Source organism: Clostridium sp. AF12-41 (assembly GCF_003461685.1).
Classification (GTDB): domain Bacteria; phylum Bacillota; class Clostridia; order Lachnospirales; family Lachnospiraceae; genus Otoolea; species Otoolea fessa.
On sequence record NZ_QTXO01000003.1, the window covers coordinates 133086 to 158065 of the forward strand.

Below are 24980 nucleotides of genomic sequence, written 5' to 3' on the forward strand. Positions count from 1 at the left end.
CCCCTACGCTTCCTCTGCCAGTGCCCGAACTGCTTCTGCTGCCCTCTCAATCTCCTCTTCCGTATTAAAATGCGAAAAACTGAACCGCACCACTCCCTGACCGACCGTTCCAAGCGCCCGGTGCATGAGCGGCGCACAGTGTGCCCCCGCGCGGACGCAGATGCCGTATTCTTCCCAGAGTACATCCGCCACACGTGCCGAATCTTCCCCGGCAAGGTTGAGGGAGACGATCGGCGCATGACATTTTGCCGCCGGAGCTCCATACACAATGATGCCCGGAATTTCCTTCACCTGTTCGTAAAAACGGCGTGTTAAATCCCGCTCCCGTTTCTGCAATTTCTCGATCCCCTGATCCATCCGGTAACGGATGCCTGCGGCCAGACCCGCCAGACCATGGACATTGAGCGTCCCGGCTTCGAGTGCCGTTGGCATTTCCTTCGGATGGTGTTCATCATAACTGTGAATGCCGCTGCCGCCAACCAGAAGCGGTTCCACCGAAAGTCCCGGCTTCACATACAGCCCGCCGGTTCCCTGTGGTCCCAGAAGCGCCTTATGCCCGGTAAAACAGAGCACGTCGATTCCGAGCTTCTGCACGGAAAACAGTTCTTCCCCTGCAGTCTGCGACGCATCCACAATCAGAAGCAGTCCATTCCGTTTAACAAACGAAGAAATATAGGAAAGATCCGTCACATTTCCTGTCACGTTGGAGGCGCCGGTAATTACCACCGCACGCGTCTCTGGGCGCAGAAATGCTTCCAACTCTTCATATTTTATATTTCCACGCGCATCCACACCCACAAAACTAAGCATCGCTCCCTGATCACGCAGACGGTAAAGAGGGCGCAGCACCGAATTATGCTCACAGACCGTCGTGATCACGTGATCGCCCGGACGAATCAGCCCGGAAATGGCTATGTTCAGCGCCTCCGTTGCGTTTTCCGTAAAGGCAATCCGCGACGCATCTTCCGCATCGAACAATTCTGCTGCTGCCGCACGTGCCCCGTACACCAGTCTTGAAGCATGTAAGGTTGCCTCATGCGCGCCGCGCCCCGGATTTCCTGCGGTACGAAGCGCCTCAAGGACTGCCTGTTCCACCTGCAGCGGCTTTTGAAGCGAAGTCGCCGCATTGTCCATATAAATCATGGTTTTACCACATTTCCAGCGCCCAGCATTTTTTCAGCGATAACATACATGTTGGTTACACCGCCGACTGCCAGCTTCTCGGTCAGACCATAGAAATTCAGGCAGGTGCCGCAGGTCAGGATCTCCACACCTTCTGCCTCCAGTGTCTTCAGATCCTCCAGCATCGGAGATCCTTCACAGGTCAGACTGGCTCCGCCGTTATAGAAAAGAATGGTTTTCGGCAAGTTGTCCTGCTGGGTCAGGGCAAATGTAAATGCCTTCAAAAGCGTCTTTCCAAGTTCCTCACTGCCCTCGCCCATCTTATCATTGGCAATCACAACCACGGTATCGGTACGGCTGTCCGGAATACAGGCTTCGCATCCGGCTCCTGCCTGTGCTTTTTCCTCTTCTGTCTGTTCACCCACCGTAAAGATAACCTGATATTCCTGATCCGCCAGCTTCTTTGCACTGCTCTGATAGCCCTTCTGCTCCGCCATTTTCGTCAGATTCTGAACTGCAATCTCATTATCCACCAGCACTTCCACCTGTCCGGCACCCGAAAGTTCCTCTATCGCGTGTTTTGCCTTTACGACCGGAATCGGGCATGCGTCTCCTCTTGCATCTACTTTCTTCATTTCTGTTTCCTCCTATCCTCGTACAAAAATTTCAACCTCTCCCGGTTCCGTGATCGTTCCCACGATCCGCGCCGGAAGCCCAGCGTTCTGCAGCTCCTGTTCCAGTTTCTCCGCCTCATCCGGGGCAGCTGCCATCAGAAGTCCGCCGGAGGTCTGCGGGTCAAACAAGACCTCTTCCATTGAAAACGGTACATTTTCAAACTGCACCGCCGCCCCGACATGGTTGCGGTTTCTCTGTCCTGCGGCCGTGTATAAAAACGCATCTGCCGACTCACGTGCGCCCGGAAGCACCGGGATATGCTTCACATCAATCTCGCACGACAGCCCGCGCCCCATCATTTCATGCAGATGTCCCAGAAAACCGAACCCAGTCACATCTGTGCACGCGTGAACCGTGTACTTCCGGCTGATTTCCGCCGCTGTTTTATTGAGCGTCGTCATCGACTGTACCGCTCCGTCCATCTGCTCTTTTGTCACTTCTCCGACGCGGTTTGCCGAACAAATCAGCCCAACACCCAATGCCTTTGTCAAAATCAGGCGGTCGCCCGGCTGTCCGGCATCATTGGCGTACAGCTTTTTCGGATTTACCAGTCCCGTCACGGACAAACCGTATTTCACGCCCGTGTCCGCAATCGAGTGACCGCCCGCGAGAATGCCGCCTGCTTCTGCCACCTTCTCCGCGCCGCCCTGTAAAATCTGTCCCAGAACATTCAAATCCATTGATTCCGGAAAACACACCAGATTCAGCGCCGTCTTGACCTCACCGCCCATCGCGTACACGTCGCTCAGCGCATTTGCCGCTGCAACCTGTCCAAAAATATACGGATCGTCCACCATCGGCGGGAAGAAATCAACCGTCTGCACCAGCGCCAGATCCTCCGTGACCTGATACACTGCCGCATCGTCCCGGCTGTCATATCCGACTAAAAGATTCGGATCCTTCTCGCCGCGCGGTAGTTTTTCCAAAATGCGGCTTAAAACACCGGCTCCCAGCTTTGCCGTACAGCCGCCGCCCGTACAAAATACGATATCCTTTTTCTCACTCATCTCTCTCACTCCTGATTTCGTTCTGTTCCTGAAAAGGAAGTTAAAATTCCCTGAATTCCGTAGCTATGTTTCAGGATATCCAGTACCTTTCTGCCATCCTCCCGGCGCTCTGACGTGTCCGCCTGGTTCAGAACCACAAAAAACGAACGCCCCGATATATCTTTTCTGGCACCGTTTTCGCTACCAAGAAGCCACGCCAGAAGTTCTGGGGTCAAAGGCGTATCTTTCGAAATGGGCACTTCTTTGAGCAGTCTTTTTCCTTCTTTGGGATAAGCTGCGTCCCCATACTCGCACACATCCCTGTTCCACGCCTCAATCGCCAGTTCCGCCCGGAAGCACACCTCCCCCAGCGGATGATACAGGGCACTCAGCCCCGCGACCGCCAGCACGATATCGCTCTGCGGCAGTATCACCGGCTCATACGCCGCCGGAAATTTACACGGAAGACATTTCGCGCCATCCGCCTCCAGAAATGTGATATCTGCATCCGAAATCCACTCGCTTCGAATCGATTCTGGCAGAATTGTCAATTTTTCGTGTGGGGCTGGGGTTCCGGCTACGACATAGGTTCCCTGCTGCCAGAGACGATCGCGCTCTTTTCTGGCATTCTCCCACGCGGTATTTTCTTCCTCATTTACCGCAATCCACGGCACATTTACCGGCTTTCGAATATGCGTCGTCGTCGTCGTCAGCACCCGCCATCCCTTCGCCGTGCAGTACGCCGACAGCGCATACAGAAGCGTCGTCTTTCCGCCTCCGCCAATCAGCGAAACCACTTGTCCTTTTTCGCGTAAGAAAGGAAACTTCTGCTCCCAGTCCATCACCGCAGCTTTTCTTCCCATTCCTTTTCCCGAAATCCCGTTAAAACAGTATCTCCATCCACAATGACAGGGCGTTTTACCAACATCCCATTGGTGGCAAGCAACTTCAACTGTTCGTCCTCGCTCATCTGCGGCAGCTTATCCTTTAACTGCATTTCCTTATATAGCATCCCGCTCGTATTGAAAAATTTCTTGATCGGCAGCCCGCTTCTCGCCTGCCACTTCTTCAATTCCTCATACGTCGGATTTTCCTCCACGATATGGCGCTCTGTATATGAAATTTCCTGTGCATCCAGCCATTTTTTCGCTTTCTGGCAGGTACTACATTTTGGATAATAAATAAACAGCATCTTATTCCTCCTTTGTGAGCATGCTTGCTATTATACGGCACCTTCTATTTTAAATGCGGCCGTTTTAAACAAAGCATTTTACCTTTTTAAATTACCTACAGAAATTATACCCAGACACCAGAAAGATTGCAAGGGATGCCTGAAAATGATACAATAATAATATCTGCAACTATATTCAAGTCGAACGTCCGTGAGACTTGGCGCGTGATCCTGGTCAGCGAAGCTGACATATTCCTATCAGGATCACTGCGCATCCTCGCGGAGCGTTTATCTCAGTCGGAGACAAGGCTTCCACTGAGACAAATTTGCTATTACTCACCACCTGAAGAGGTGGGAGTCTTCTCGACTGAGATAACCCCCTCTTTTATACCAACAGGGAAACACATTCACCCAAAAATTATTATAAAAATATCCACTATGAAAGAAAAAATATTTAACATCATCCAGATCGGCGACAAGAGCAACCGTATCAGCCGTGCATTCGATATTTTCATCACCTTCACGATCATCTGCAATATCATTGTCACGTTTCTGGAAACATTCGATCAATTAACATCCTTCGGTGGTCTGTTTACCATGCTGGAACATGCCAGTGTCCTGATTTTCTGTATTGAATACGCGCTGCGCATCTGGACTGCCGACTATCTCTATCCAGAAAAAACGCCGGGACGCGCCCGGTTCTGCTTTCTCATTTCCTTTGATGGAGTGGTGGATCTGCTGACGATCATCCCGGTCTTTTTTCTGTCGGGCTTCATCATTTTCCGTATGCTGCGCGTGGCGCGGATTTTCCATCTGTTCCGGCTCAATGCGAAATACGACTCGTTCAACATCATTACCACCGTACTCTATGAAAAACGGAACCAGATCATTTCCTCTGTGTTCATCGTCATGGTGCTGATGCTGGCGAGCAGCATGTGCATGTATAGTGTCGAGCACAACGCTCAGCCGGACATTTTCCGCAATGCATTCAGCGGCATCTGGTGGAGTATGTCCACGCTGCTGACCGTCGGTTACGGCGATATTTACCCGGTCACAACGCTTGGGCGCGTGATGGCGATCTGCATCGCCTACCTCGGAGTCGGTGCCGTCGCGATCCCAACCGGTATCATCAGCGCCGGTTTCGTCGAACAGTACCAGCGCAAGAGCAGCCTGTCCAGCATGAAGGACGCGGATATTCAGGAAATTGCCGAGGTTTTCGTCGATAAACGATATGCCGGAAAAACCATTGAAGAGATGGAAGAAGAGCAGAATATCAAGATATTTCTGGTGCTGCGCGATGATCTGTCGGTGCTTCCGCAGAAAAATATGGTTTTGAAATTAAATGATATTGTGATTATACGAATAGAAAATGAAGCGTAATCAAACTTATCATCAAATATTTTTTATGAACGTGAAAAAGAATGTGCCTTGGCACATTCTCGCGCCGAGCGCGGTCGCTTGCGACATGTTTCTGCTTCGCGCGAGTGCGCATCATTGGCACGTTAGTGCCTTTTTGTGTAATAGGGAATTCCAAGGAATTTCCTATTACACAAAAAGACTGCCGTCCAAAGTTTCTCTCTCTGGACAGCAGCCTTTTCTTTCCTTCAAAATCAGCTTCTCAGCTCAATTCCATACGTCTTATTCAGCTGTTTCAGCACTTTCTTGACATATCCGTCAACGGTATCTGCCTTGAACGCCTCTTCCTTCGGAGTGAAGAGAACGGTAAATGCCATCGATTTCTTATCGGCTGCGATCTGTCTGCCCTCGTATACGTCGAACAGGCTAACATCCTTGACGTAAGCACAAGCCTCGCGGATACAGCCCTCAACCTGTCCGCAGGTGATGTCTTTGTCCATAACCAGCGCCAGATCACGTTTTTCCTCCGGGAATTTTGGAAGAGGCTCAAATACTTTGGCTTTTCCATACCATTTCTCCAGCGCTTTCATGCTGATCTCCAACACATACGCATCTTCGCGCATTGCCTCTTCCTTCATGATCTCATATTTTACCTTACCGAGGTAACCAATCTCCTCGCCCTCGCAGAAGATCGCTGCGGTCTGATACGGATGCAGGAACGGTTTCTCTGCTTTTTCATAGTTAAAAGTAATATTTAAAACATCGGCAACTGCCTCTGCCATTCCCTTTAAGGTAAAGAAGGACTCTTCCTTACCAAATGCACCGATGCACAGCGTCTCTCGCTCTTCCGGATATTCCGTCAGAGGCAGGGACTTCGGAATAAATGCATTTCCAATCTCGAAGATACGTCCCTCGAAGATGCCTCTCTTCTGGTTGCGTCCCATCGCATGAATCATCTGCGGTGCCAGTGTTGTTCTCATCAGGGACAGATCCTCGTTGATCGGATTCATGATGCGGATCGCCCTGCGCTCTGGCGCGTCCTCTGCAAATCCCATTTCATCCAGATCCGACGGGGAGAAGAAGGAATAGTGGATTCCCTCAAATGCGCCAACACTGCACAGCGTTCTCTTTACTTTCAGAATTGTTCTCTGACGCAGGTTGCTTCCACCGATCGTCACCTTAGCACTCGGCAGGAAGGTCGATGTGATGTGATCGTAGCCGTACATACGGATCACTTCCTCGGCAACATCCGGATAATCTTCCATATCCTCGCGGTATGCCGGGAAATGCATGGTCAGTTCGTCGCCGTTGATCTCCGGCTGGAAGTTTAAGCCAGTCAGGATGCGTAAAATATCCTCGTTCGGAACGGTAATACCCAGAACAGCGTTTACCTTCTTAACACTTGTCTTGAAGGTGGTCGGCTCTAAGGAGTTTCCGGTATTTACATTTTTATGGGTCTTGGAAATCTTACCAGCTCCCAGCTCCTCAACCAGGTGCAGGGCACGTTTCATCGCCATCTCGGTTGTGTACTCATCGACGCCCTTAGAATATCGCTGGCTCGCGTCGGATCCCTGTCCTAATGCACGGGAGCTTCTGCGGATGTTGTCACGGGCAAATTTAGCTGCCTCGAACATCACTTCCGTCGTGGTATCACGGACCTCAGAATTTAAACCACCCATGATTCCGGCAAGTGCTACCGGCTTTTTGCCGTCGCAGATAACCAGATTGTTCGGATTTAAGGTAAATTCTTTCTCATCCAGCGTCACGATCTTCTCGCCCTCGGCCGCGCGTCTTACGTTGATCGCATTGCCCTCCAGATAATCGCAGTCAAACGCATGAAGCGGCTGACCTAACTCACGCATGATATAGTTTGTAATATCAACAATATTGGAAATGGAATTATTCCCTACCAAAGCCAGACGTCGTCTCATCCATGCCGGGGACTGACCCAATTTTACGTCATATACATAGTGTGCAATGTAACGCGGGCAAAGATCCTGTGCCTCTACCGTTACATTGAAGCCTTCTTTCTCAATTTCTGTCTCAGTGTAATCCAGTGCCGGTGTCTTGAGCGGCTCGCCCAGTGCGGCGGCAACCTCTCTTGCCAGACCGAAAATACTCTGGCAGTCCGGACGGTTTGCAGTGATAGAAACATCAAAGATCCAATCATTTAAGCCGGTCAGTTCTTTGACATCCGAACCAATTTCCGCATCCTCCGGCAGAACCAGCAATCCGTTGTAACCGGCGCCCGGATACAGATCCTCGTTTAAGCCAAGCTCGGTACCGGAACACAGCATACCCTGGGACTCATAACCTCTCAATTTACCCTTTTTAATGGTAGCCACGCCCTCGATCGTCACATGGTCTTTTGCAGTTGCATATACTTTCGCGCCAATCATGGCAACTGGGAATTTTCCGCCAGCTTTTACATTGTCAGCGCCACAGCAGATCTGTAAGAGTTCCGGACCACCTACATTGACCTGGCACACATGAAGATGTGTTTCCGGAATCGGCTCACAGGAGTCAACATAACCAACGACGATGCCGCTGATATCCTTGCCAACCTGCCATTTTTCTTCTACCTCAAATCCACAGTCAAAAAGCTTCTTCTCCAGCTCATCTGCGGAAATATTAATATCTACATAATCTTTTAACCAGCTTAACGGTACAAGCATTTCTAATCCTCCTGTCCTGATCAGTCATCGATCTGATCCAGCACACGCAGATCAGACTCAAAAAGCATCTTGATGTTGTTGATGCCGTATTTCAGCATTGCGATACGCTCCAGACCCAATCCGAATGCGAATCCACTGTATTTATTGGAATCAATGCCACAGTTTTCCAGTACCTTCTTATTTACCACACCAGCGCCGAGAACCTCGATCCAGCCAGTTTCCTTGCACAGACGGCAGCCCTTTCCGCCGCACTGGAAGCAGCTTACATCGACCTCGACAGACGGCTCCGTGAACGGGAAATAGGACGGACGAAGTCTCGTTTTTGTCTGCTCACCGAAAATTCTCTGAACAAACATATCCAGCATACCCTTTAAATCACACAGGGTGATGCCCTCATCAACAACCAGGCCTTCCATCTGGCTGAACATCGGAGAATGGGTCGCATCATCATCAGAACGGAATACCTTACCCGGGGAAACAACCTTGATCGGCGGTTTTTTCGCTTCCATGACATGAACCTGTCCAGCCGATGTCTGGGTACGGAGCAAGAACTCCGGAGACAGGTAGAATGTATCCTGCATATCGCGTGCCGGATGATCCTGCGGTGTATTTAAAGCCGTAAAGTTATAATAATCGGTCTCGATCTCGGTTCCCTCATATACCTCAAATCCCATAGAGGTGAAGATATCCGTCAGCTGATTGCGGACCGTCGTAACCGGATGCAGCTTGCCGTAACGGATTTTAACCGGCGGCATCGTAATATCAATCTTCTCTGATTCATAGCGCTGCTGCTGCTCTTTCTCCTTTAATTTCTGATCCAGCTCGTCAAAGAAATTGTTTGCCCACTCCTTGGCGCCGTTGATTGTCTTACCAAATTCCGCTTTCTGATCATTGGCAACATTACGCATTTCTTTCATCAGCAGACCAATTCTGCCCTGCTTATTATCCAGAAAGGTCTTCTTAAACTCATAGACACTCTTGGAAGTCGTCAGAGCATCCGCACCCTGGCGGATTTCCTCTTTGATCGCAGTGATCACTTCATTCAGTTCTTTTAAATCCTGCATGATTTCTCTCCTTCTATTACTTTTGTTGCTTTTTATCTTGATATTGCTTTAACTTGTGGACACGAATTTGTGCATAAAGGATGTTCTCTGGCACATTCTCGCGCTAAGCGCGGTCGCTTGCGACATGACATAAAAAAATCCCTTCGCACAAAACGTGCAAAGGGACGATCATATCTATACCGCGGTACCACCCAGCTTCCTGTCGGCAGGTCATTTCTTCGTCTGCCACAGACACTTTCCGGTATGTAACGTACACCAGACGGCAATGCCTACTCTAAATTTCAGCAATGCAGCTCCCGTGGGAAATTCGGATATCTGTCTGAACGGGAAAAGGCTCACAGCCGCTGACCTCTTCTCTCTGACCGGAAACAGTATCTTATAGAACACGATCATAGCTTTTAGTTTGTTTGTTTGGTTTGATTGATTTCATGTATGCAATCTGTTTATTATTTTAGGCATGTTGGTGGGAAATGTCAAGAGATTTCTTTCCTTGATATTTTCATCTTGGTATTTTCAAATTATAAGAAATTTTACTTACTGCAAGCATTTTGCAAGCCCAAAGCCCAGAAACCTCTAAAAAAGCAGATGTTTCAGTTTGAAAACTTCCGTGTAAGGAAGCTCACTGCAATCAATGCCCTAAATTTTTATATTACCCTGTGCATGGCATTTCTGGCACATATATCCATGAAATCAGAAACGCATGCCCTGAAGGTTGCAATCATACAGAAAGCAGACCCTATAAAAGAAAAAATCCATTTCAGCTATTATCGGCTGGCTAAAGGTATCTCAGGCATACTGTCGTATGTAAAAGAAGGGATCAGGCTATGGTTTCGAACAAAACGTCCGATATACCGTCAACTTTGCCTTAAGCCGGTCGCTTAAATAGATAAAAGAATAACTCTCCCAAGTAGTGAAAGGAATCATCCATTTATTATTTATCTCCTTCTTCTATCATATAGAATAATTATAATTCAAACATTTAGAATTGTTATTATATTTGTGGTGTATGTCAACAACTTTTTTTCTTTTTAATTCTACCAGCAGACAGCATCTCTTTTTATGCAAGGTTATCATTTTATCAACTGTATAAGCACGCAAAAAGCACCAGCCAACTAAGTGACTGATGCTTCTCACATCTGATATCCTTTATTTTTTATAAACTGTATTCCCTTTTGCAATCACTTCAACAAGCTGAAATTCCTGGTCGAGAATACAAAGATCCGCATCATAGCCTTCTTCAACCTTACCTTTTCCCTTAAGACAAAGAATATCTGCTGGATTCGATGTAATTGTAGAAATTGCTATTTCTAAAGGAATTTCTGTTTTAAATACACATTCCTTTACTTCCTTCAGAAGGCAGCTGGACTGTCCAACGCCCATTCCAAGGAATTTGCCATCACTACTGTACATCGGAAGGCTTCCCTGCCCGTCAGAAGAAATTGTTATGCGGTCAGGATTTACTCCTGCATCTAACATTCGTTTGATACCATTACATACACGTACCTCATCACAGATAGTTTCCCAATAGTCAATATCTTCATTTCCAGTAAAGTCTACTGCTCCGCCTTTCAGTGCATACTCAATCGACTTGCCAAAAAGCATCTCATTTCGATTGATATGTGTTGGCAGTATTTGAGTTGCCGGTATCTCTGTCTCATCGACTACTCGTTCAATCAGATCTAAGCATCTCGGACTATCGCCCAGATGAACATTTACAATGCCAGCTTTCCCGGAAAGAACACCACCAAGCCTTGTATCCGCAATGACACGTGCAAATTCCTCGAAAGTCGGCTGTGAAGAACGATGATCAGAGATCGCGATTTCTCCCGTTCCAATGATTTCCTGAATCATCATAATATCTTTCACAATACTGTCAGTCAACGTGCGGACCGGAATCTGATAACTTCCGGTATAACAGTATGCAGACATTCCCTGCTCATTCAATCCTTTTGTCTTTGCAACCAGTGCACACATATCACGACCGATTCCATCTGTTCCAAGGCAGCCAACAACGGTTGTCACTCCAAACTTCGTAAGTCCTTCCATGGTTGCTTCCGGAGTACGATTGGCGAATCCGCCTTCGCCACCGCCTCCGAGTACATGAACATGACTATCAATGAATCCCGGAGTTAAAAGTAGCCCCTCTCCATTGATCCTTTCTGCCTCAGAAAGAAATCCGTCTGCGGATATAGAACCCGCATCTTTCATCTTAACAATCTTATCATTTATTATAAGTACATCTTTTTTCCCCAAATGCTGTGGAGCATAAACATCAATATTCTGAATTAATTTCATCACAAATCACTCCCACTGAGACAAATTTGCTATTACTCGCCACCAAAAGAGGTGGGAGTCTTCTCGACTGAGATAAAATACATATTTTAGAATCCAATTCCAACTGCAACAAGAACTGTAATGATTGCACCAATCATTAAGACACCAAGGAATTTCCACATGAATTTAATCCAGTTAGACCACTCAATCTTTGCAATTGCAAGAGATCCAATCAAGCATCCGGATGTAGGAACAATCAGGTTTGTAAATGCATCACCAAGCTGGAATGCAACTACAGCTGTCTGACGCGAAACACCTAACAGGTCTGACAGCGGAGCCATGATCGGCATTGTGATGGCAGCCTGTCCTGTTCCGGATACAACGAAGAAGTTAAATACGGACTGGAACAGATACATAAGTACGGCTGCAACTGCTCCGGAAACTCCAGACAATGCATTTGAAATATTATACATAATTGTATTAATAACTGTAGGTGTTGTCGGATCAGAACCACCAAGAACCTGCATGATTCCCTGTGCCATAGCAACGACAAGGGCAGCACCGATCAGGTCTTTTGCTCCATCTTTGAAAGATGTTGCAATATCATTCAGTTTCATATCATTCAGTTTAAAGATAACTCCAAACACACCGGAAACAATTCCCATAATAAAGAACTGTGTTGCAATCTCCGGCATGTAGTATCCCTGAGTCATAACTCCCCAAACTACCCATACTACTGTAACAGCCAGTGTCAGAAGGACTAAAATGTGTCCAAGACCAAATGAATGTCCTTCGTCAATTCCTGTTGTTTCATTCTGCTCACGGAAATATGAATCCGTCTTATATGCGATTGAGATTGTCGGATTCTTTTTAATCTTTGATGCATAGAACATAGTCATTCCACAGCCGAGTGCTGTAAATACGACCCACATTACCATACGGAATCCTGCACCGGAGAATACGTCAATACCTGCAATACCCTGTGCAATGCCTACAGAGAACGGATTCATCCAAGATGAACCGAAACCAATCTGTGTGGCAACATAAGTAACAAGAACTGCGATAACTGAATCATATCCAACTGCTACAAACAACGGACAAAGAATCATAGTAAACGGAAGCGCTTCTTCTCCCATTCCGAAAACTGCTCCACCAAGAGAAAACAGTACGAAAAGTATCGGAATCAGTAGTTTTTCTGCTCCCTTGGCCTTACGGATCAATCCGATCAATCCAGATTCAATCGCACCTGTACGGATCATGATACCAAATGCACCACCTACTACCATAAGGAATGCGATAATCTCGATTGCAGAACTATTTACGATTCCGTTATACATATAGTTGAAGAATCCTGTTCCACCATCTCCGCTAAAGAGTGCTACTCCTTCTGTTACTACATTTCCTGCATCATCTGTCAGATACTGGAAACTTCCGTCCTTGATTACTGTACGGGTTTTCTCAACACCATTGATCATATATGAAATATCCTGTGTTTCGTAAAATCCCTTTGGTACAAGAAATGTCAGAAGTGCTGCGATAACAACTACTAAAAAGATGATAATGTAGGTATCTGGCACTTGGAATCCCTTGTTAAAGGACTTTAGCCCTTTTTCTTCTTTTTGGCTCATTTTTGAGTCTCCTTCCCATTTTTTTGATATACCATATTAGTCTACCATAGAATGCTAAAAAGCCAACTAAAAATTTACATGTTTTTTGTCATTTTCCTGTATTTTTATACACCCAAAAATGGAATTGGCTCTGGTAATGCAAATCATGACCACTGGCTTAGCCAGTGATTAGACTGCGCCTTCCGGAACCTGCGGAAAGGCCAGATCCTCAATCGTGCCATACTGAAGAGCCGCATTTCTCTCATCCTCTGCCCAAAGTTTGCTTGGATGATTGGAAAAATTGATAAACATAGTAACATCCCCCTCGTTTTTATCTTATCTTAAATCCCCGTTCTTCTTCACAGGGAATCTCTGTGATCTCCATATCCGCCACGTTGATCCATCTCTGCTGCTGAATCCTAGCTAACATTTCCCGAATGGAAACTTCGCTTCCCTGCACTTCCATCTCCACTCTTCCGTCCCACAGGTTCTCCACCCAGCCGGCCAGGCCAAGGGACTGGGCGATATAAAAGGAGCGGTAGCGGAAGCCGACGCCCTGGACATCACCTGAAAAAAAGATGTGTTTTCGTACCATAATTTACATCTCCTCCGGATACTGAAATCCCCATTCTTTTCTGAATTCCGTCATCATATCCATCACATCTTTTGTATAATCCAAATGCATGCATTCTGCATCCCCACGGATGGCTTTCTCCATATCCGCCAGCTCATAGGCCAGCGCATCTGCATGCTCACCGGTCTGAATCACTTCCGTTTCTCCGGAATCTGTATAGGTGATTCTCGCTTCCCAGGCTCTCGGATATTCCATGATTTCTATATATCCCTTTTCACAGGATACCATGCCTCTTTTCGGCTGCTTGGAATGCAGCGACAACATGACAGATGCCATCTGGCCTTCCTGATTCATCAGCAGCAATCCTGCCTGTTCATCCACTCCTGTAGGTGCCGGTTTTACCTGGGATAAAAGCTGATCCGGCTTGGAATCCATAAACCACCGAATAAAGGAAAGCGTGTACACCCCGATATCCAGCATGGCACCTCCTGCCAGGTTTTTATTAAAAAAGCGGTTGTTCATATCATATTCTTTGAAGCTTCCAAAATTCATAGTGATCAGATTCACCTTTCCAAGTTTCCCTGACTCAAGAATCTCTTTAAGCTTTTTATAAATCGGCATATGATAAATCGTCATGGCCTCACCTATGACAACACCCTTTTTATCCGCCAGAGCAATTGCCTCATCCAGTTCCCGGCTGTTTAAGGTGATAGATTTTTCGACCAGAATGTGCTTTCCATTCTCAATTGCCCTGCGCATAAAATTAATATGGGTATTATGGGGAGTTGTGATATAGATTACATCAATATCCGGGTCTGTAAACATGTCATTATAATTATCATATACCTTTTTTATCCCATATTTTTCTGCAAATGCAACCGCTTTCTCATGGGTTCTGTTACCCACCGCATCGATGTTTCGCCCGTTTTTCTTTAAGGCCACGGCCATTTCATTTGCAATCACTCCGGTTCCAAGAACTGCCCATCTGATGTTCTGCATGTATCTCCTATCTTTCTTTATCCAACTAGCACTCCACCGCTACCTTAATCACTCCATCTTTCTTGTTCTCAAAAAGCTCGTATGCATCTTCAATCCGGCTAAGCGGATAGGTATGAGTAACAAGCGGTTCCGTATCGATCTTGCCCTCTGCAATGAGGCGAAGCGTTTCCTCACAGTCACATCCATCTACACCGCCGGTTTTAAAGGTAAGATTCTTGCCGTACATATCCGGAAGCGGCAGCGTCTGGGCTTCGTCATAGAGCGCTACCACCGTGACGATTGCATTAGGCCTTGCACATTCCCAGGCTAATCGGAAAGTAGAGGATGCTCCTGCCACCTCAAGAACCACATCGGCTCCGCCGTGATCACTGTTTTTCTGAACATATTCCAGACATTCCTCCGGTGAAACGGTGTATACATCCGGATAATGCTCCTTTATAAAGCGGATACGGTTTTCATCTTTCTCGCAGACAATGATTCGTTTCGGTTTCTTTAACATTACGCATAGAAGGGTACAAATACCCGTCGGACCGGCACCGATGATCAAAACCGTATCTTCCTCCGTGATCTCAGAGATTCTCGCCGCCCAATAGCCGGTCGCCAGCACATCTCCCACAAACAGTACCTGCCGGTCCGTCACTCCATCCGGAATCTTATTTAATCCCTGATCTGCAAATGGAACCCGCACATATTCGGCCTGCCCGCCGTCGATACGGCATCCCAGGGCCCAGCCGCCATTCTCGTCCGTACAGTTATTTACATATCCATTTTTACAGAAAAAGCATTCACCGCAGAAGGTCTCTACGTTTACAGTGACTCTGTCCCCCGGCTTCACATGGGTCACCGCTGACCCAACTTCTTCCACAATTCCTACCATCTCATGACCGACTGTAATTCCAGGGACCGCCCGCGGCACACTTCCGTGTTTGATATGCAGATCACTGGAACAGATGCTGGCCAGTGTTACCTTTACAATCGCATCCCGTTCGTGCATAAGCACCGGTTTTGGTTTTTCCACTAATTCAAACTTTCCCTTAGAAATATATGTATATGCCTGCATTGCTTAACCCCCTTCTTTCTATTATTCATATTGAATCCTATTATAGGCGAAACCTGGGGTTATTAGCAAGATTTGCCGTAAAAAACATGCTTCTGCTTCATTGAAACATTCCGCGTACATGATGGCTAGTTCCAACTGCTGGCAGGCTCCGGTATCATATGTCATTTTTTCAGAAGAACGTCCAAAGCGAGTTGCCTGCGCAAGGTTCCATTTTTCAAGGATCACCTGCATCTGCTGGTTTGTCCGTTTCAACTCATCCGTAAGAACAGCCAGCTGGCTACGTAATTCTTTTTCCTGCTCCATGCTTTCAAACAAGAGCTGCAGGATATCTTTTTTATTCAGTTTTGCCAGCTGTTCTTTTGATAACGCAAGTGCCATACGGACGATCAGTCTCCTTCGCTTTTATGGATCCAGTATAACAGAAGAAGCGAAAAAACACAAAAATCAGACCGATATCTTTTCGGTATTTTGACGGTGGAAAACTCCTGCTCCAAAAGCAGTTCTTTCTGTAGAGAATACCTTCCAGGCTGCCTGAAAACAGGTGGATCCGGCTTACTTTTCATGTGGCAGAGAAGACTGTCCACAATTCATGTTAAGCGGATAAAAAACAGAACTTTTTATCCCCATACAGGCTTTCGAATCAAACAGAAAACTTCTCTGTTTTGTACAAAAGTCACACTGGATGTTTTGGATCGATCTTATGGACAGATGGATCTATGAAGTATCCGCTCATGAGCAGATGATACTGCTCCGAAGTGATGTTCCGGGCTTCCGCTTCCGATCGGGGCCATTGAAAAGTTCCCGCCTCCAGCCGCTTATAAATAAGCAGGAAGCCGTCTTCCTCCCAGACCAGCCCTTTGATCTTCCGGTTACTGGAACCACAGAAGAATTTGAGCGTTAACATTTCATTTGGATCAGCTGTTACAGACCTCTGCACAGGGAACTGCTTTGGCTGCGTTACTTCAACAAAGCCGCTTTCTACAAGCAGGGCCTCTTTCACTTTGCGGAGCCAGTAATAATAAGAGTCTCATGAAAGCTGATGCTGTGCACAATAATCTTTGACAGACAGACCAGATTCGTTGCGCTCCTGAATAATAGCAGCCCAGTTTTTTACACGGATCTGTGCTGTGGCAAGTTTGGTGTTCATAATTGACCTCCTAGTGTGAAAAATGGGAAAAGTGTATTGTACAACTTTTCCAACATTATCTCAAACTTGGAGGTGTAGTTCTAGAGATGTGTGGTTTACCATTTACGGTCGAAATGTTCCAAGACAAACTCAAACCAGATAAATAAGCACGACAAAAGCCCTTAGCTATGAGTTTTATACCCACAGCTAAGGGCTTTTTAGATAAATATGGATTTATTTGTTGCACAACCACCTGTCAATCATTCTCTAACCCTAAAACCACTGGATTACAAGAATAATGGCTCTCATGCAACCGTTATCAAATTGTTATCAAAAGACTTTTAAAAGTGCTGCAAACCCGCATAAACGCTGGATTTACTAAACATTTTTGTTTATTCAAACTCGCAGAGTCTGGTTTGATTCAGGTTATTCTAATGTAAATATCTATACTATTTTGTATTGATAACTCGTGCCTTTTCCACACATTGTTTTTCGTTTCACATATTTTTAGTACCAATCCAGTACCATTGCATTTTTTCATTATTGTGTGTAGTTCCGGTGGCTTACAGGTTCGTTTACCATTCACAGAATAAATTTCTGTCGGTTTGCTTGTCCACCTATGAAAATTATAATCTCCAGACGATGTTTCTGCAACTAGAAATTTTGTGGTACTAATGGGCAGTACCACAAAATTTCTATGTACTGAATAAAATCGATTGCCTTTGCAAGATTTCTCTTAACATGTCTGCTCAGGTATACTTTACTTTCTGCTACAATCGTCAGTAAAAATCTGATAAATCATGCCTTTTGCTAAATTACTATTTGTTTCTATTATTATTTATATAAACTTCACTTATATTTTAGTCGTTCTCTTAAAAATGGCTTGATAGAATATGCTATCAAACCTCTTATCTTTCTATGCTGCTGTTCTGTAATCTCACTCTTATTTCTTTTATTGAACATATCCAACATAAACTGATAATCATTTGTTCCATCATACCTATTATATTTATTGGCTGACCTACAACTGACATAAGTCCTAAACGGTCAACATCCATACCTACCGCTATCATATTATTTGTACTTTTAGGTGTAAACAGGTTTTGCGTTCTCCGAAGGCTCTCCGAGGGGTGAGCGTGTGCCGGTGGCACACACGCCTGCGAACCGACCGAGCCAGCAGGCGAGACCAAAGAGCCGCCTTTGAAAAGGCACTCTCTGCACACTCCCCTAAACTTTATCCGGTGTCAAAGTGTGACGATGGTGACAATGTTTTTCACAGCGTGCTGCTCTCAAAAACATTGACACCTTTGACACCGTTTGTCACGCCGTCTGCTCGGTTTCTTTCCAAAGTGAAACCTTTCTTCCGTCGTGTGTGCGGCTGTTCTGATAACGGATACCGTAATCACGAAACAGCCTGCTTGCGTTGATACTGAGCCTTAAAGAAAGTACATTCGGCTTTATATCCACCGCAAGCCTTTCGCAAAGTTCCGAAGCAGTTCCTTCCCATCTGTCACTTTCCGAAAAGAGCGTATCCGCTATCTTCTCAAGCAGAGGTTCGGGCGGTTCTTTCCACATCTCCGTTTCCGATTTTGCAAAGTTCCACACCAATCGCTCGCTGTCCCTTACAAGATGGATTTTCATATCCTGCTGGTCTCTGCCAGCAACATCAAGTGTGGCATTGTTGGAAGTACGCTTGTCCTTACTGAGAACAAATGCACCGTCTGCCGCACCCATCAGACCATTCGTGCCTGAAATCATATCGAATATGCATAAGGTTTTGATACGTTTAGTTCCTGAGCCACATCTTCGGCTCGGATAAATCTGTTTTCCATATCCTTTTTCTTCCTTTCTTAAAATAATTTTTTGCTTGCCGCTTTCTCCGTGTTAAAGTTCCAACAGGCACTCCTGCTTGTCGGCAGGCGCTGTGCTGTCCCAATGCACCGCAGTACATCAGGCGCTCGCTCGTATAGGGGTTCCCGAAAAGTCGGAGACTTTTGGGGAAGAGGAGGAGCAGTGCAGCGAATGAGCTTTTGTGCTTGCACACAAGCGAACGATACGGAACTTGCTCCGACGAGGTCTTGGCGGTTTGGCTTTTCGGACGGTCATTCAGTTGTCGCATTAAGCATATTTGTTTAATTCGTAATTTATTTTACTAAACATATTTGCTATTGTCAAGTGGTTGCAAAGAAAATATTAAACATTTTTGTTTCGGTTTTTCTTGACTTCCACTAAACATTTCTGCTATACTTATTTCACTAAATATAAAAGGAGCGTATCATTATGGCTATCAGCGAAAGAATACATTTTTTCAGACTAATGCGTGGTATGACACAAAAGTATCTCGGTACAGCAATCGGTTTTCCAGAAAAGAGTGCTGATGTGCGTTTGGCACAGTACGAAACTGGTACACGCAAACCGAAAGCAGACCTTACAAATGCATTGGCACAGGTGCTTGATGTTTCTCCACAGGCTCTTGATGTTCCTGACATAGACAGCTATATCGGTCTTATGCACACTCTGTTTACCCTTGAAGATATTTACGGTCTTACTGTCAGTGAAGCAGACGGAGAGGTATGCTTAAAGGTCAACAAGGACAAAGGCAGAGAAGCATATGAACTCCTCAAAATGCTGTATGCTTGGAAAGAACAGGCAGACAAGCTATCTTCCGAAGAAATCAACAGAGAAGAATACGATAACTGGCGTTACCATTATCCAGAGTTCGACACCACACAGCGTTGGGCAAAAGTTCCATCACAGGAATTAAGTGACGCTCTCGTGGAAGCATTCAAAGACCACTTGAAAGATAAATAAGCACCTACAGGACCTGCCACTGGCAGCTCCCTACAGATGCTTTGGCAACGACAAAAAAGCCCTTAACTATGGTTATTAACCACAGCTAAGGGCTTAGTTTATAATATGGAATTTGTTCAGAGCCAAGCTCCGAACTTTAGTCTGCAAGCCACCTGTTAATTGTTCCGTTACCCATAAACCACTGGATAACAAGAATAATGGCACTTGCTATGACTGTTATCAATTTGTTATCAAAAGACTAATCGAAATCGCTGAAACCCGCATAAACACTGGCTTTTTTAAGCAACTCGATTTATTCAAACTCAATCGTAGCCGGCGGTTTCCCCGTGCAATCATACAGTACGCGGTTTACACCTTTCACCTCATTTACAATTCGGCTTGTGACTTTTCCGAGTACTTCCCACGGAAGTTCTGCGGATTCTGCGGTCATGAAGTCGGATGTGAGGACGGCACGAAGTGCGATGGCATAGTCATAGGTTCTGACATCGCCCATGCAGCCTACGGAACGCATATTGGTCAGGGCTGCGAAGTACTGACCGAGTGTGCGGTCGATACCTGCTTTTGCGATCTCCTCGCGGTAGATAGCGTCTGCATCCTGTACGATGCGTACCTTCTCTGCTGTTACCTCACCGATGATACGAACGCCAAGTCCCGGACCCGGGAACGGCTGACGGTATACCAGATTTTCCGGAATACCAAGTTCCAGACCGGCGCGGCGGACCTCATCTTTAAACAGCATACGCAGCGGCTCGATGATCTCCTTGAAATCTACATGTTCCGGAAGTCCGCCTACGTTGTGGTGGGACTTGATAACAGCGGATTTTCCAAGACCGGACTCAATCACATCCGGGTAAATCGTACCCTGTACGAAGTAATCTACTTTGCCAATCTTCTTTGCTTCCTCCTCAAATACGCGGATGAACTCTTCGCCGATGATCTTACGCTTGCGCTCCGGATCGGTTACACCTGCCAGCTTGTCGTAGAAACGCTGCTGTGCATTGACACGAATGAAGTTCAGCTTGTACGGACCGTTCGGACCAAATACTGCCTCTACCTCGTCACCCTCGTTTTTACGAAGCAGACCGTGATCGACGAATACGCAGGTCAGCTGGTCGCCGATCGCTTTCGCCATCAGGACGCCTGCTACGGAAGAGTCTACACCGCCGGACAGAGCCAGAAGGGCACGACCATTTCCTACTTTTTTACGGATTTCTTCGATGGATTTCTCTACGAACGCATCCATCTTCCAGTCACCTGCACAATGGCAGACACTGTATACGAAGTTATGCAGCATCTTGGAGCCTTCCTGTGTATGAAGTACCTCAGGATGTGCCTGGATGCCGTACCAGCCTTTTTCTTCATTTTCCATACCTGCAATCGGGCAGACCGGAGTATGGGCTGTCACACGGAAACCTTCCGGCATCTTGGAAATATAGTCGGTATGGCTCATCCAGCATATGGTCTTCGGGGATACACCCTCATACAGCTTAGATGTTGTGTCTACCTCTACCTCAGTCTTTCCGTATTCGCTGACCGGTGCTGTGGCAACCTCGCCACCTAACAGGTAGGACATCAGCTGTGCGCCATAGCAGATACCCAGTACCGGGATTCCCAGATCAAAGATTTCCTTTGAACATCTCGGAGATTCCTCCTTGTATACACTGTTCGGTCCGCCGGTGAAAATGATACCCTTCGGGTTCATCTCTTTGATTTTTTCCAGCGGCAGGGTGTAAGGATGAACCTCACAATATACGTTACACTCTCTTACTCTTCTGGCAATCAACTGATTGTACTGTCCGCCAAAGTCCAGTACAATGATCATCTCTTTCTCCACGAGTATTCCTCCTATAATTTTATGCTGCGATCCGTACTTCATCAACTTGTAGCTTCGAATCAACTTCCAGGATTTATGGTCACACGCTTGCACAACATGTGAACTGTAACAGTCATACTGCTGCCGCAGGTAATCGCTCCGTTTCAGCCCCATCGCCGCCAATCGAAAAATAACCGGTCGCAATCTGTTCAGCAGCTATACCACGTTCTCTTCCTGTCAATTCCTGTAACTTTTATTATAAAATACCCGGCAATTAAAGACAAGCCATTTTTACGGTATTTTCAGGCACTTTTTTCAGAAAAATGCTTTTCGATTCAATTCAAGTCGAACATCCGTGAGACTTGGCGCGTGATTCTGGTCAGCGAAGCATCGGCAAAATCCGCTACCAGTATGATATCGTACGGAATTTTCAGTGCAGAAAATTCCTATCCGCAAGTAAAAATGCATATTCTATGCAGAATCACTGCGCATCCTCGCGGAGCGTTTATCTCAATCGGAGACCTAACTCCCACTAAGACAAATTTGTTATTACTCGCCACCTAAAGAGGTGGGGCTTCTCAACTGAGAGCAAAGGATGAGAATTATTATACTATTTGCATTGTGCAGATATGCACACTCCTGCGCTTTCATCTCGGTAATTGAATTGCCGAGGATTCCCGCTTATTGTCCTAAACATTTAAATATTTCTTCACATACTTCCCCGTATACGATCCCGGCGTCGCTGCCACCTCTTCCGGTGTTCCTTTCGCAATCACGGTTCCGCCGCCCTCGCCGCCTTCCGGTCCGATGTCGATCAGGTAGTCAGCAGTTTTGATGACATCCAGGTTATGTTCAATGACAACCACGGTATTTCCACCATCCGACAAACGTCTTAATATCTCAATCAGACGGTGTACATCGGCAAAATGAAGTCCCGTAGTCGGTTCGTCCAGAATATAGATCGTCTTGCCGGTTCCACGCTTGCTCAGCTCCGTCGCCAGCTTGATTCGCTGTGCCTCACCGCCGGACAGCTCGGTGGACGGCTGTCCCAGGCGGATATAGGAAAGTCCTACATCGTAGAGTGTCGCAATCTTCCGGTGTATGGACGGCACATTTTCGAAGAATTTCATCGCCTCCTCAACCGTCATATTGAGGACATCATAGATGCTTTTCCCTTTATATTTGACCTCCAGCGTTTCCCGGTTATAGCGCTTGCCGCCGCAGACCTCACACGGCACATAGATATCCGGCAGGAAATGCATCTCGATCTTGATGATACCGTCGCCGGAGCACGCCTCACAGCGCCCGCCTTTTTTATTGAAGCTGAAACGTCCTTTATTGTAGCCTTTTGCCTTGGCATCCGTAGATGCCGCAAACAGATCCCGGATCAGATCAAATGCCCCCGTATAGGTTGCCGGATTGGAACGCGGCGTCCGCCCGATCGGAGACTGGTCGATCGCGATAATCTTATCGAGCTGCTCGACGCCCTCGATGGATTTATGTTTTCCCGGAATCGTGTGTGCTCGGTTCAGCTTCTTTGCCAGCGCTTTATAAAGAATCTCATTGACAAGTGAGCTCTTTCCCGAACCGGAAACGCCGGTGACGCAGGTCATCACGCCCAGCGGGAATTTGACGTCGATATTCTTAAGATTATTTTCCGCTGCGCCTTTCACCGTCAGCCAGCCGGCCGGTTTTCTCCGCTCGGACGGCACCGGAATCTGAATGCGCCCGCTCAAATATGCGCCGGTGATCGATTTTTCATTTTTCATGATCTCTTCCGCTGTGCCGATCGCCACGACCTCGCCGCCGTGTTCGCCCGCGCCCGGACCGATGTCCACGATACAGTCTGCCGCGCGCATCGTATCCTCGTCATGCTCAACCACCAGAACTGAATTTCCCAGATCCCGCAGGTGTTTCAGGGTATCCAGAAGCTTGTCGTTGTCCCGCTGGTGAAGTCCGATACTCGGCTCGTCCAGAATATATGCCACACCGACCAGACCGGAGCCGATCTGGGTTGCCAGGCGGATTCGCTGCGCCTCGCCGCCGGACAGCGTGCCAGTCGCACGCGACAGGGAAAGGTATTCCAGACCGACATTGATAAGGAAGCTGATCCTCGCCCGAATCTCTTTCAAAATCGGCGCACCAATCGCCTGCTGCATCGACGTCAACTCCAGCGCATCGATAAATTCGCGGAATTTGACGATCGACATATCGGTCGCCTCGAAAATATTTTTCCCGCCAACCGTGACTGCCAGAGATTCCTTCTTTAATCGCTGCCCCTTGCAGGCTGGACACGGCGTGATCCGCATAAATGTCTCATATTCCGCCTTCATTGAATCAGAGAACGTCTCACGGTATTTGCGGTTCATGCTCTGAATCAGCCCCTCAAAGGCAATATCATAAATTCCCTCGCCACGCTGTCCACGGTAATACACCTTCACAACCTTGCCGCCGGTTCCGTAAATTAAAATATCATGGATCTCCTTCGGATAATCTTCAAACGGGGTATCCAGACTGAAATCGTATTCTTTTGCCAATGCATTTAAGATCGCGCCGGAAAAGCTCGTTTTGTCCGTGCAAGACTGCCATCCCATCGCCGTGATCGCACCCTGATTGATGCTCAGGCTCTTGTCTGGAATCATCAGATCCTCATCAAACTCCATCTTATATCCCAGACCGAAGCAGTCCGGGCACGCACCAAATGGGTTGTTGAAAGAGAAGCTGCGCGGTTCGACCTCATCCACGCTGATACCGCAGTCCGGGCAGGAAAAATTCTGGCTGAACGTCAGGGTATCGTGCTTTTCTTCGCCATTTTCATCCCGCACCGCCGTATCGGTCAGCATCAGACCATTGGAGAGACCCATGACCGTTTCAATCGAATCCGAAAGGCGTTTCTCAATCCCCGGCTTGACCACCAGGCGATCGACCACAATCTCAATATTGTGCTTGATATTTTTATCCAGCGTGATCTCCTCGGAAAGCTCGTATAAGCTGCCGTCCACCCGCACACGGACATAACCGCTCTTCTTTGCCTGCTCCAGCACTTTCTCGTGGCGTCCTTTCCGCCCGCGCACGACCGGGGCAAGAAGCTGGATCTTTGTGCGCTCTGGCAGCGCCATGATCTGGTCAACCATCTGATCGACCGTCTGGCGGCGGATCTCACGACCGCACTTCGGGCAATGCGGAATACCGATTCGTGCGTACAAAAGACGCATATAATCATAGATCTCCGTCACTGTGCCGACCGTCGAACGCGGATTCCGGTTCGTCGATTTCTGGTCGATAGAGATCGCCGGGGACAAGCCCTCGATGCTCTCGACATCCGGCTTTTCCATCTGACCTAAGAACTGACGCGCATAAGACGACAGGGACTCCATATACCGCCGCTGCCCTTCGGCATAGATCGTGTCAAATGCCAGAGATGATTTACCCGAACCAGAAAGTCCGGTCAGGACGACCAGCTCATTTCTCGGAATATCAATGGAAATGTTTTTCAGATTGTGCTCATTGGCACCTCGTATCTTTATATATTGCTTCGCCATATCTGTACCTCAATTATCATTGACTCTGCTCTGTTTTATCATGTCGCTACTGACTTATTTTATAGTCATTATAGTCACAGTCTTCCCTGTAATTATGCTTAGTATAACACATTCCAAAAGTCTTT

At 47.0% G+C, this 24980-nt stretch carries 21 protein-coding genes; 3 read left to right on the forward strand and 18 right to left on the reverse strand.

Annotated elements, in window-relative coordinates:
* Positions 1-3: 3 nt before the first annotated feature.
* Genes DWV73_RS06535 through DWV73_RS06555 form a run of 5 tightly spaced genes read right to left on the reverse strand, consistent with a single transcriptional unit; the run spans position 4 to position 3975 of the window.
* Complete coding sequence (locus DWV73_RS06535; protein WP_117796197.1) at positions 4-1143, reverse strand: aminotransferase class V-fold PLP-dependent enzyme; 1140 nt, start codon at positions 1141-1143, stop codon at positions 4-6.
* The gene (yedF, locus tag DWV73_RS06540) at positions 1140-1757 is read right to left on the reverse strand and encodes a sulfurtransferase-like selenium metabolism protein YedF (RefSeq protein ID WP_022359082.1); all 618 of its coding nucleotides are present in this window, start codon (positions 1755-1757) and stop codon (positions 1140-1142) included. Before yedF ends, DWV73_RS06535 begins: the two co-directional genes overlap by 4 nt.
* Positions 1758-1769: 12 nt before the next feature.
* A complete protein-coding gene (gene selD, locus DWV73_RS06545; RefSeq protein WP_117796198.1) occupies positions 1770-2804 on the reverse strand; it encodes a selenide, water dikinase SelD in 1035 nt (344 codons plus the stop codon).
* A gap of 5 nt (positions 2805-2809) precedes the next feature.
* A complete protein-coding gene (yqeC, locus tag DWV73_RS06550) occupies positions 2810-3646 on the reverse strand; it encodes a selenium cofactor biosynthesis protein YqeC (RefSeq protein WP_242995760.1) in 837 nt (278 codons plus the stop codon).
* Positions 3625-3975, reverse strand: coding sequence for an arsenate reductase family protein (locus DWV73_RS06555; protein WP_022359085.1), 351 nt, complete (start codon positions 3973-3975; stop codon positions 3625-3627). Before DWV73_RS06555 ends, yqeC begins: the two co-directional genes overlap by 22 nt.
* 417 nt (positions 3976-4392) lie before the next feature.
* Here DWV73_RS06555 and DWV73_RS06560 point away from each other — a divergent pair, with 417 nt between their 5' ends.
* The gene (locus tag DWV73_RS06560) at positions 4393-5334 is read left to right on the forward strand and encodes an ion transporter (RefSeq protein WP_022359086.1); all 942 of its coding nucleotides are present in this window, start codon (positions 4393-4395) and stop codon (positions 5332-5334) included.
* Positions 5335-5564: 230 nt separating this feature from the next.
* Here the strand turns inward: DWV73_RS06560 and pheT are convergent, their stop codons facing one another.
* Together pheT and pheS are read right to left on the reverse strand one after the other, a co-directional pair.
* Positions 5565-7985, reverse strand: a complete 2421-nt coding sequence (pheT, locus tag DWV73_RS06565) for a phenylalanine--tRNA ligase subunit beta (RefSeq protein ID WP_117796199.1) — start codon at positions 7983-7985, stop codon at positions 5565-5567.
* A gap of 20 nt (positions 7986-8005) precedes the next feature.
* Positions 8006-9049: a phenylalanine--tRNA ligase subunit alpha gene (gene pheS, locus DWV73_RS06570; RefSeq protein WP_117796200.1), complete on the reverse strand. Its 1044-nt coding sequence runs from the start codon at positions 9047-9049 to the stop codon at positions 8006-8008.
* Positions 9050-9634: 585 nt separating this feature from the next.
* Between pheS and DWV73_RS12870 the strand changes: the two genes are divergently transcribed.
* Positions 9635-9931 (forward strand): transposase, encoded by a 297-nt coding sequence (locus DWV73_RS12870; RefSeq protein WP_242995761.1) that lies wholly within the window; start codon positions 9635-9637, stop codon positions 9929-9931.
* Between the two features lie 264 nt (positions 9932-10195).
* Here the strand turns inward: DWV73_RS12870 and iadA are convergent, their stop codons facing one another.
* The 9 genes from iadA to DWV73_RS06615 form a co-directional block, all read right to left on the reverse strand.
* Entirely contained in the window at positions 10196-11344 is a 1149-nt protein-coding gene (iadA, locus tag DWV73_RS06580) for a beta-aspartyl-peptidase (RefSeq protein WP_117796201.1), read from the reverse strand.
* 86 nt (positions 11345-11430) lie between these two features.
* Positions 11431-12951, reverse strand: coding sequence for a putative basic amino acid antiporter YfcC (gene yfcC, locus DWV73_RS06585; RefSeq protein ID WP_117796202.1), 1521 nt, complete (start codon positions 12949-12951; stop codon positions 11431-11433).
* Positions 12952-13119: 168 nt separating this feature from the next.
* Complete coding sequence (locus tag DWV73_RS13080; RefSeq protein ID WP_267895299.1) at positions 13120-13242, reverse strand: hypothetical protein; 123 nt, start codon at positions 13240-13242, stop codon at positions 13120-13122.
* A 19-nt stretch (positions 13243-13261) separates the two neighbouring features.
* The gene (locus DWV73_RS06590) at positions 13262-13525 is read right to left on the reverse strand and encodes an acylphosphatase (RefSeq protein ID WP_181357185.1); all 264 of its coding nucleotides are present in this window, start codon (positions 13523-13525) and stop codon (positions 13262-13264) included.
* Between the two features lie 3 nt (positions 13526-13528).
* The gene (locus DWV73_RS06595) at positions 13529-14503 is read right to left on the reverse strand and encodes a Gfo/Idh/MocA family oxidoreductase (protein WP_117796203.1); all 975 of its coding nucleotides are present in this window, start codon (positions 14501-14503) and stop codon (positions 13529-13531) included.
* Between the two features lie 25 nt (positions 14504-14528).
* The gene (locus DWV73_RS06600; protein WP_117796204.1) at positions 14529-15563 is read right to left on the reverse strand and encodes an alcohol dehydrogenase; all 1035 of its coding nucleotides are present in this window, start codon (positions 15561-15563) and stop codon (positions 14529-14531) included.
* A gap of 21 nt (positions 15564-15584) precedes the next feature.
* On the reverse strand, positions 15585-15941 hold the full coding sequence (locus DWV73_RS06605; protein ID WP_117796205.1) for a hypothetical protein: 357 nt from the start codon (positions 15939-15941) through the stop codon (positions 15585-15587).
* Between the two features lie 295 nt (positions 15942-16236).
* Positions 16237-16563: an IS66 family insertion sequence element accessory protein TnpB gene (tnpB, locus tag DWV73_RS06610; protein WP_333549892.1), complete on the reverse strand. Its 327-nt coding sequence runs from the start codon at positions 16561-16563 to the stop codon at positions 16237-16239.
* A 1446-nt stretch (positions 16564-18009) separates the two neighbouring features.
* Complete coding sequence (locus tag DWV73_RS06615) at positions 18010-18447, reverse strand: hypothetical protein (RefSeq protein ID WP_242995762.1); 438 nt, start codon at positions 18445-18447, stop codon at positions 18010-18012.
* A gap of 522 nt (positions 18448-18969) precedes the next feature.
* Between DWV73_RS06615 and DWV73_RS06625 the strand changes: the two genes are divergently transcribed.
* Complete coding sequence (locus DWV73_RS06625) at positions 18970-19500, forward strand: helix-turn-helix transcriptional regulator (protein ID WP_009247529.1); 531 nt, start codon at positions 18970-18972, stop codon at positions 19498-19500.
* 292 nt (positions 19501-19792) lie between these two features.
* Here DWV73_RS06625 and guaA read toward each other — a convergent pair whose 3' ends face one another.
* Both guaA and uvrA read right to left on the reverse strand, forming a co-directional pair.
* Positions 19793-21334, reverse strand: a complete 1542-nt coding sequence (guaA, locus tag DWV73_RS06630) for a glutamine-hydrolyzing GMP synthase (RefSeq protein WP_117796206.1) — start codon at positions 21332-21334, stop codon at positions 19793-19795.
* Between the two features lie 668 nt (positions 21335-22002).
* Positions 22003-24855 carry an excinuclease ABC subunit UvrA gene (uvrA, locus tag DWV73_RS06635; RefSeq protein WP_117796207.1) on the reverse strand — a complete coding sequence of 951 codons (2853 nt, stop codon included), beginning with the start codon at positions 24853-24855 and terminating at the stop codon, positions 22003-22005.
* Positions 24856-24980: the final 125 nt, after the last annotated feature.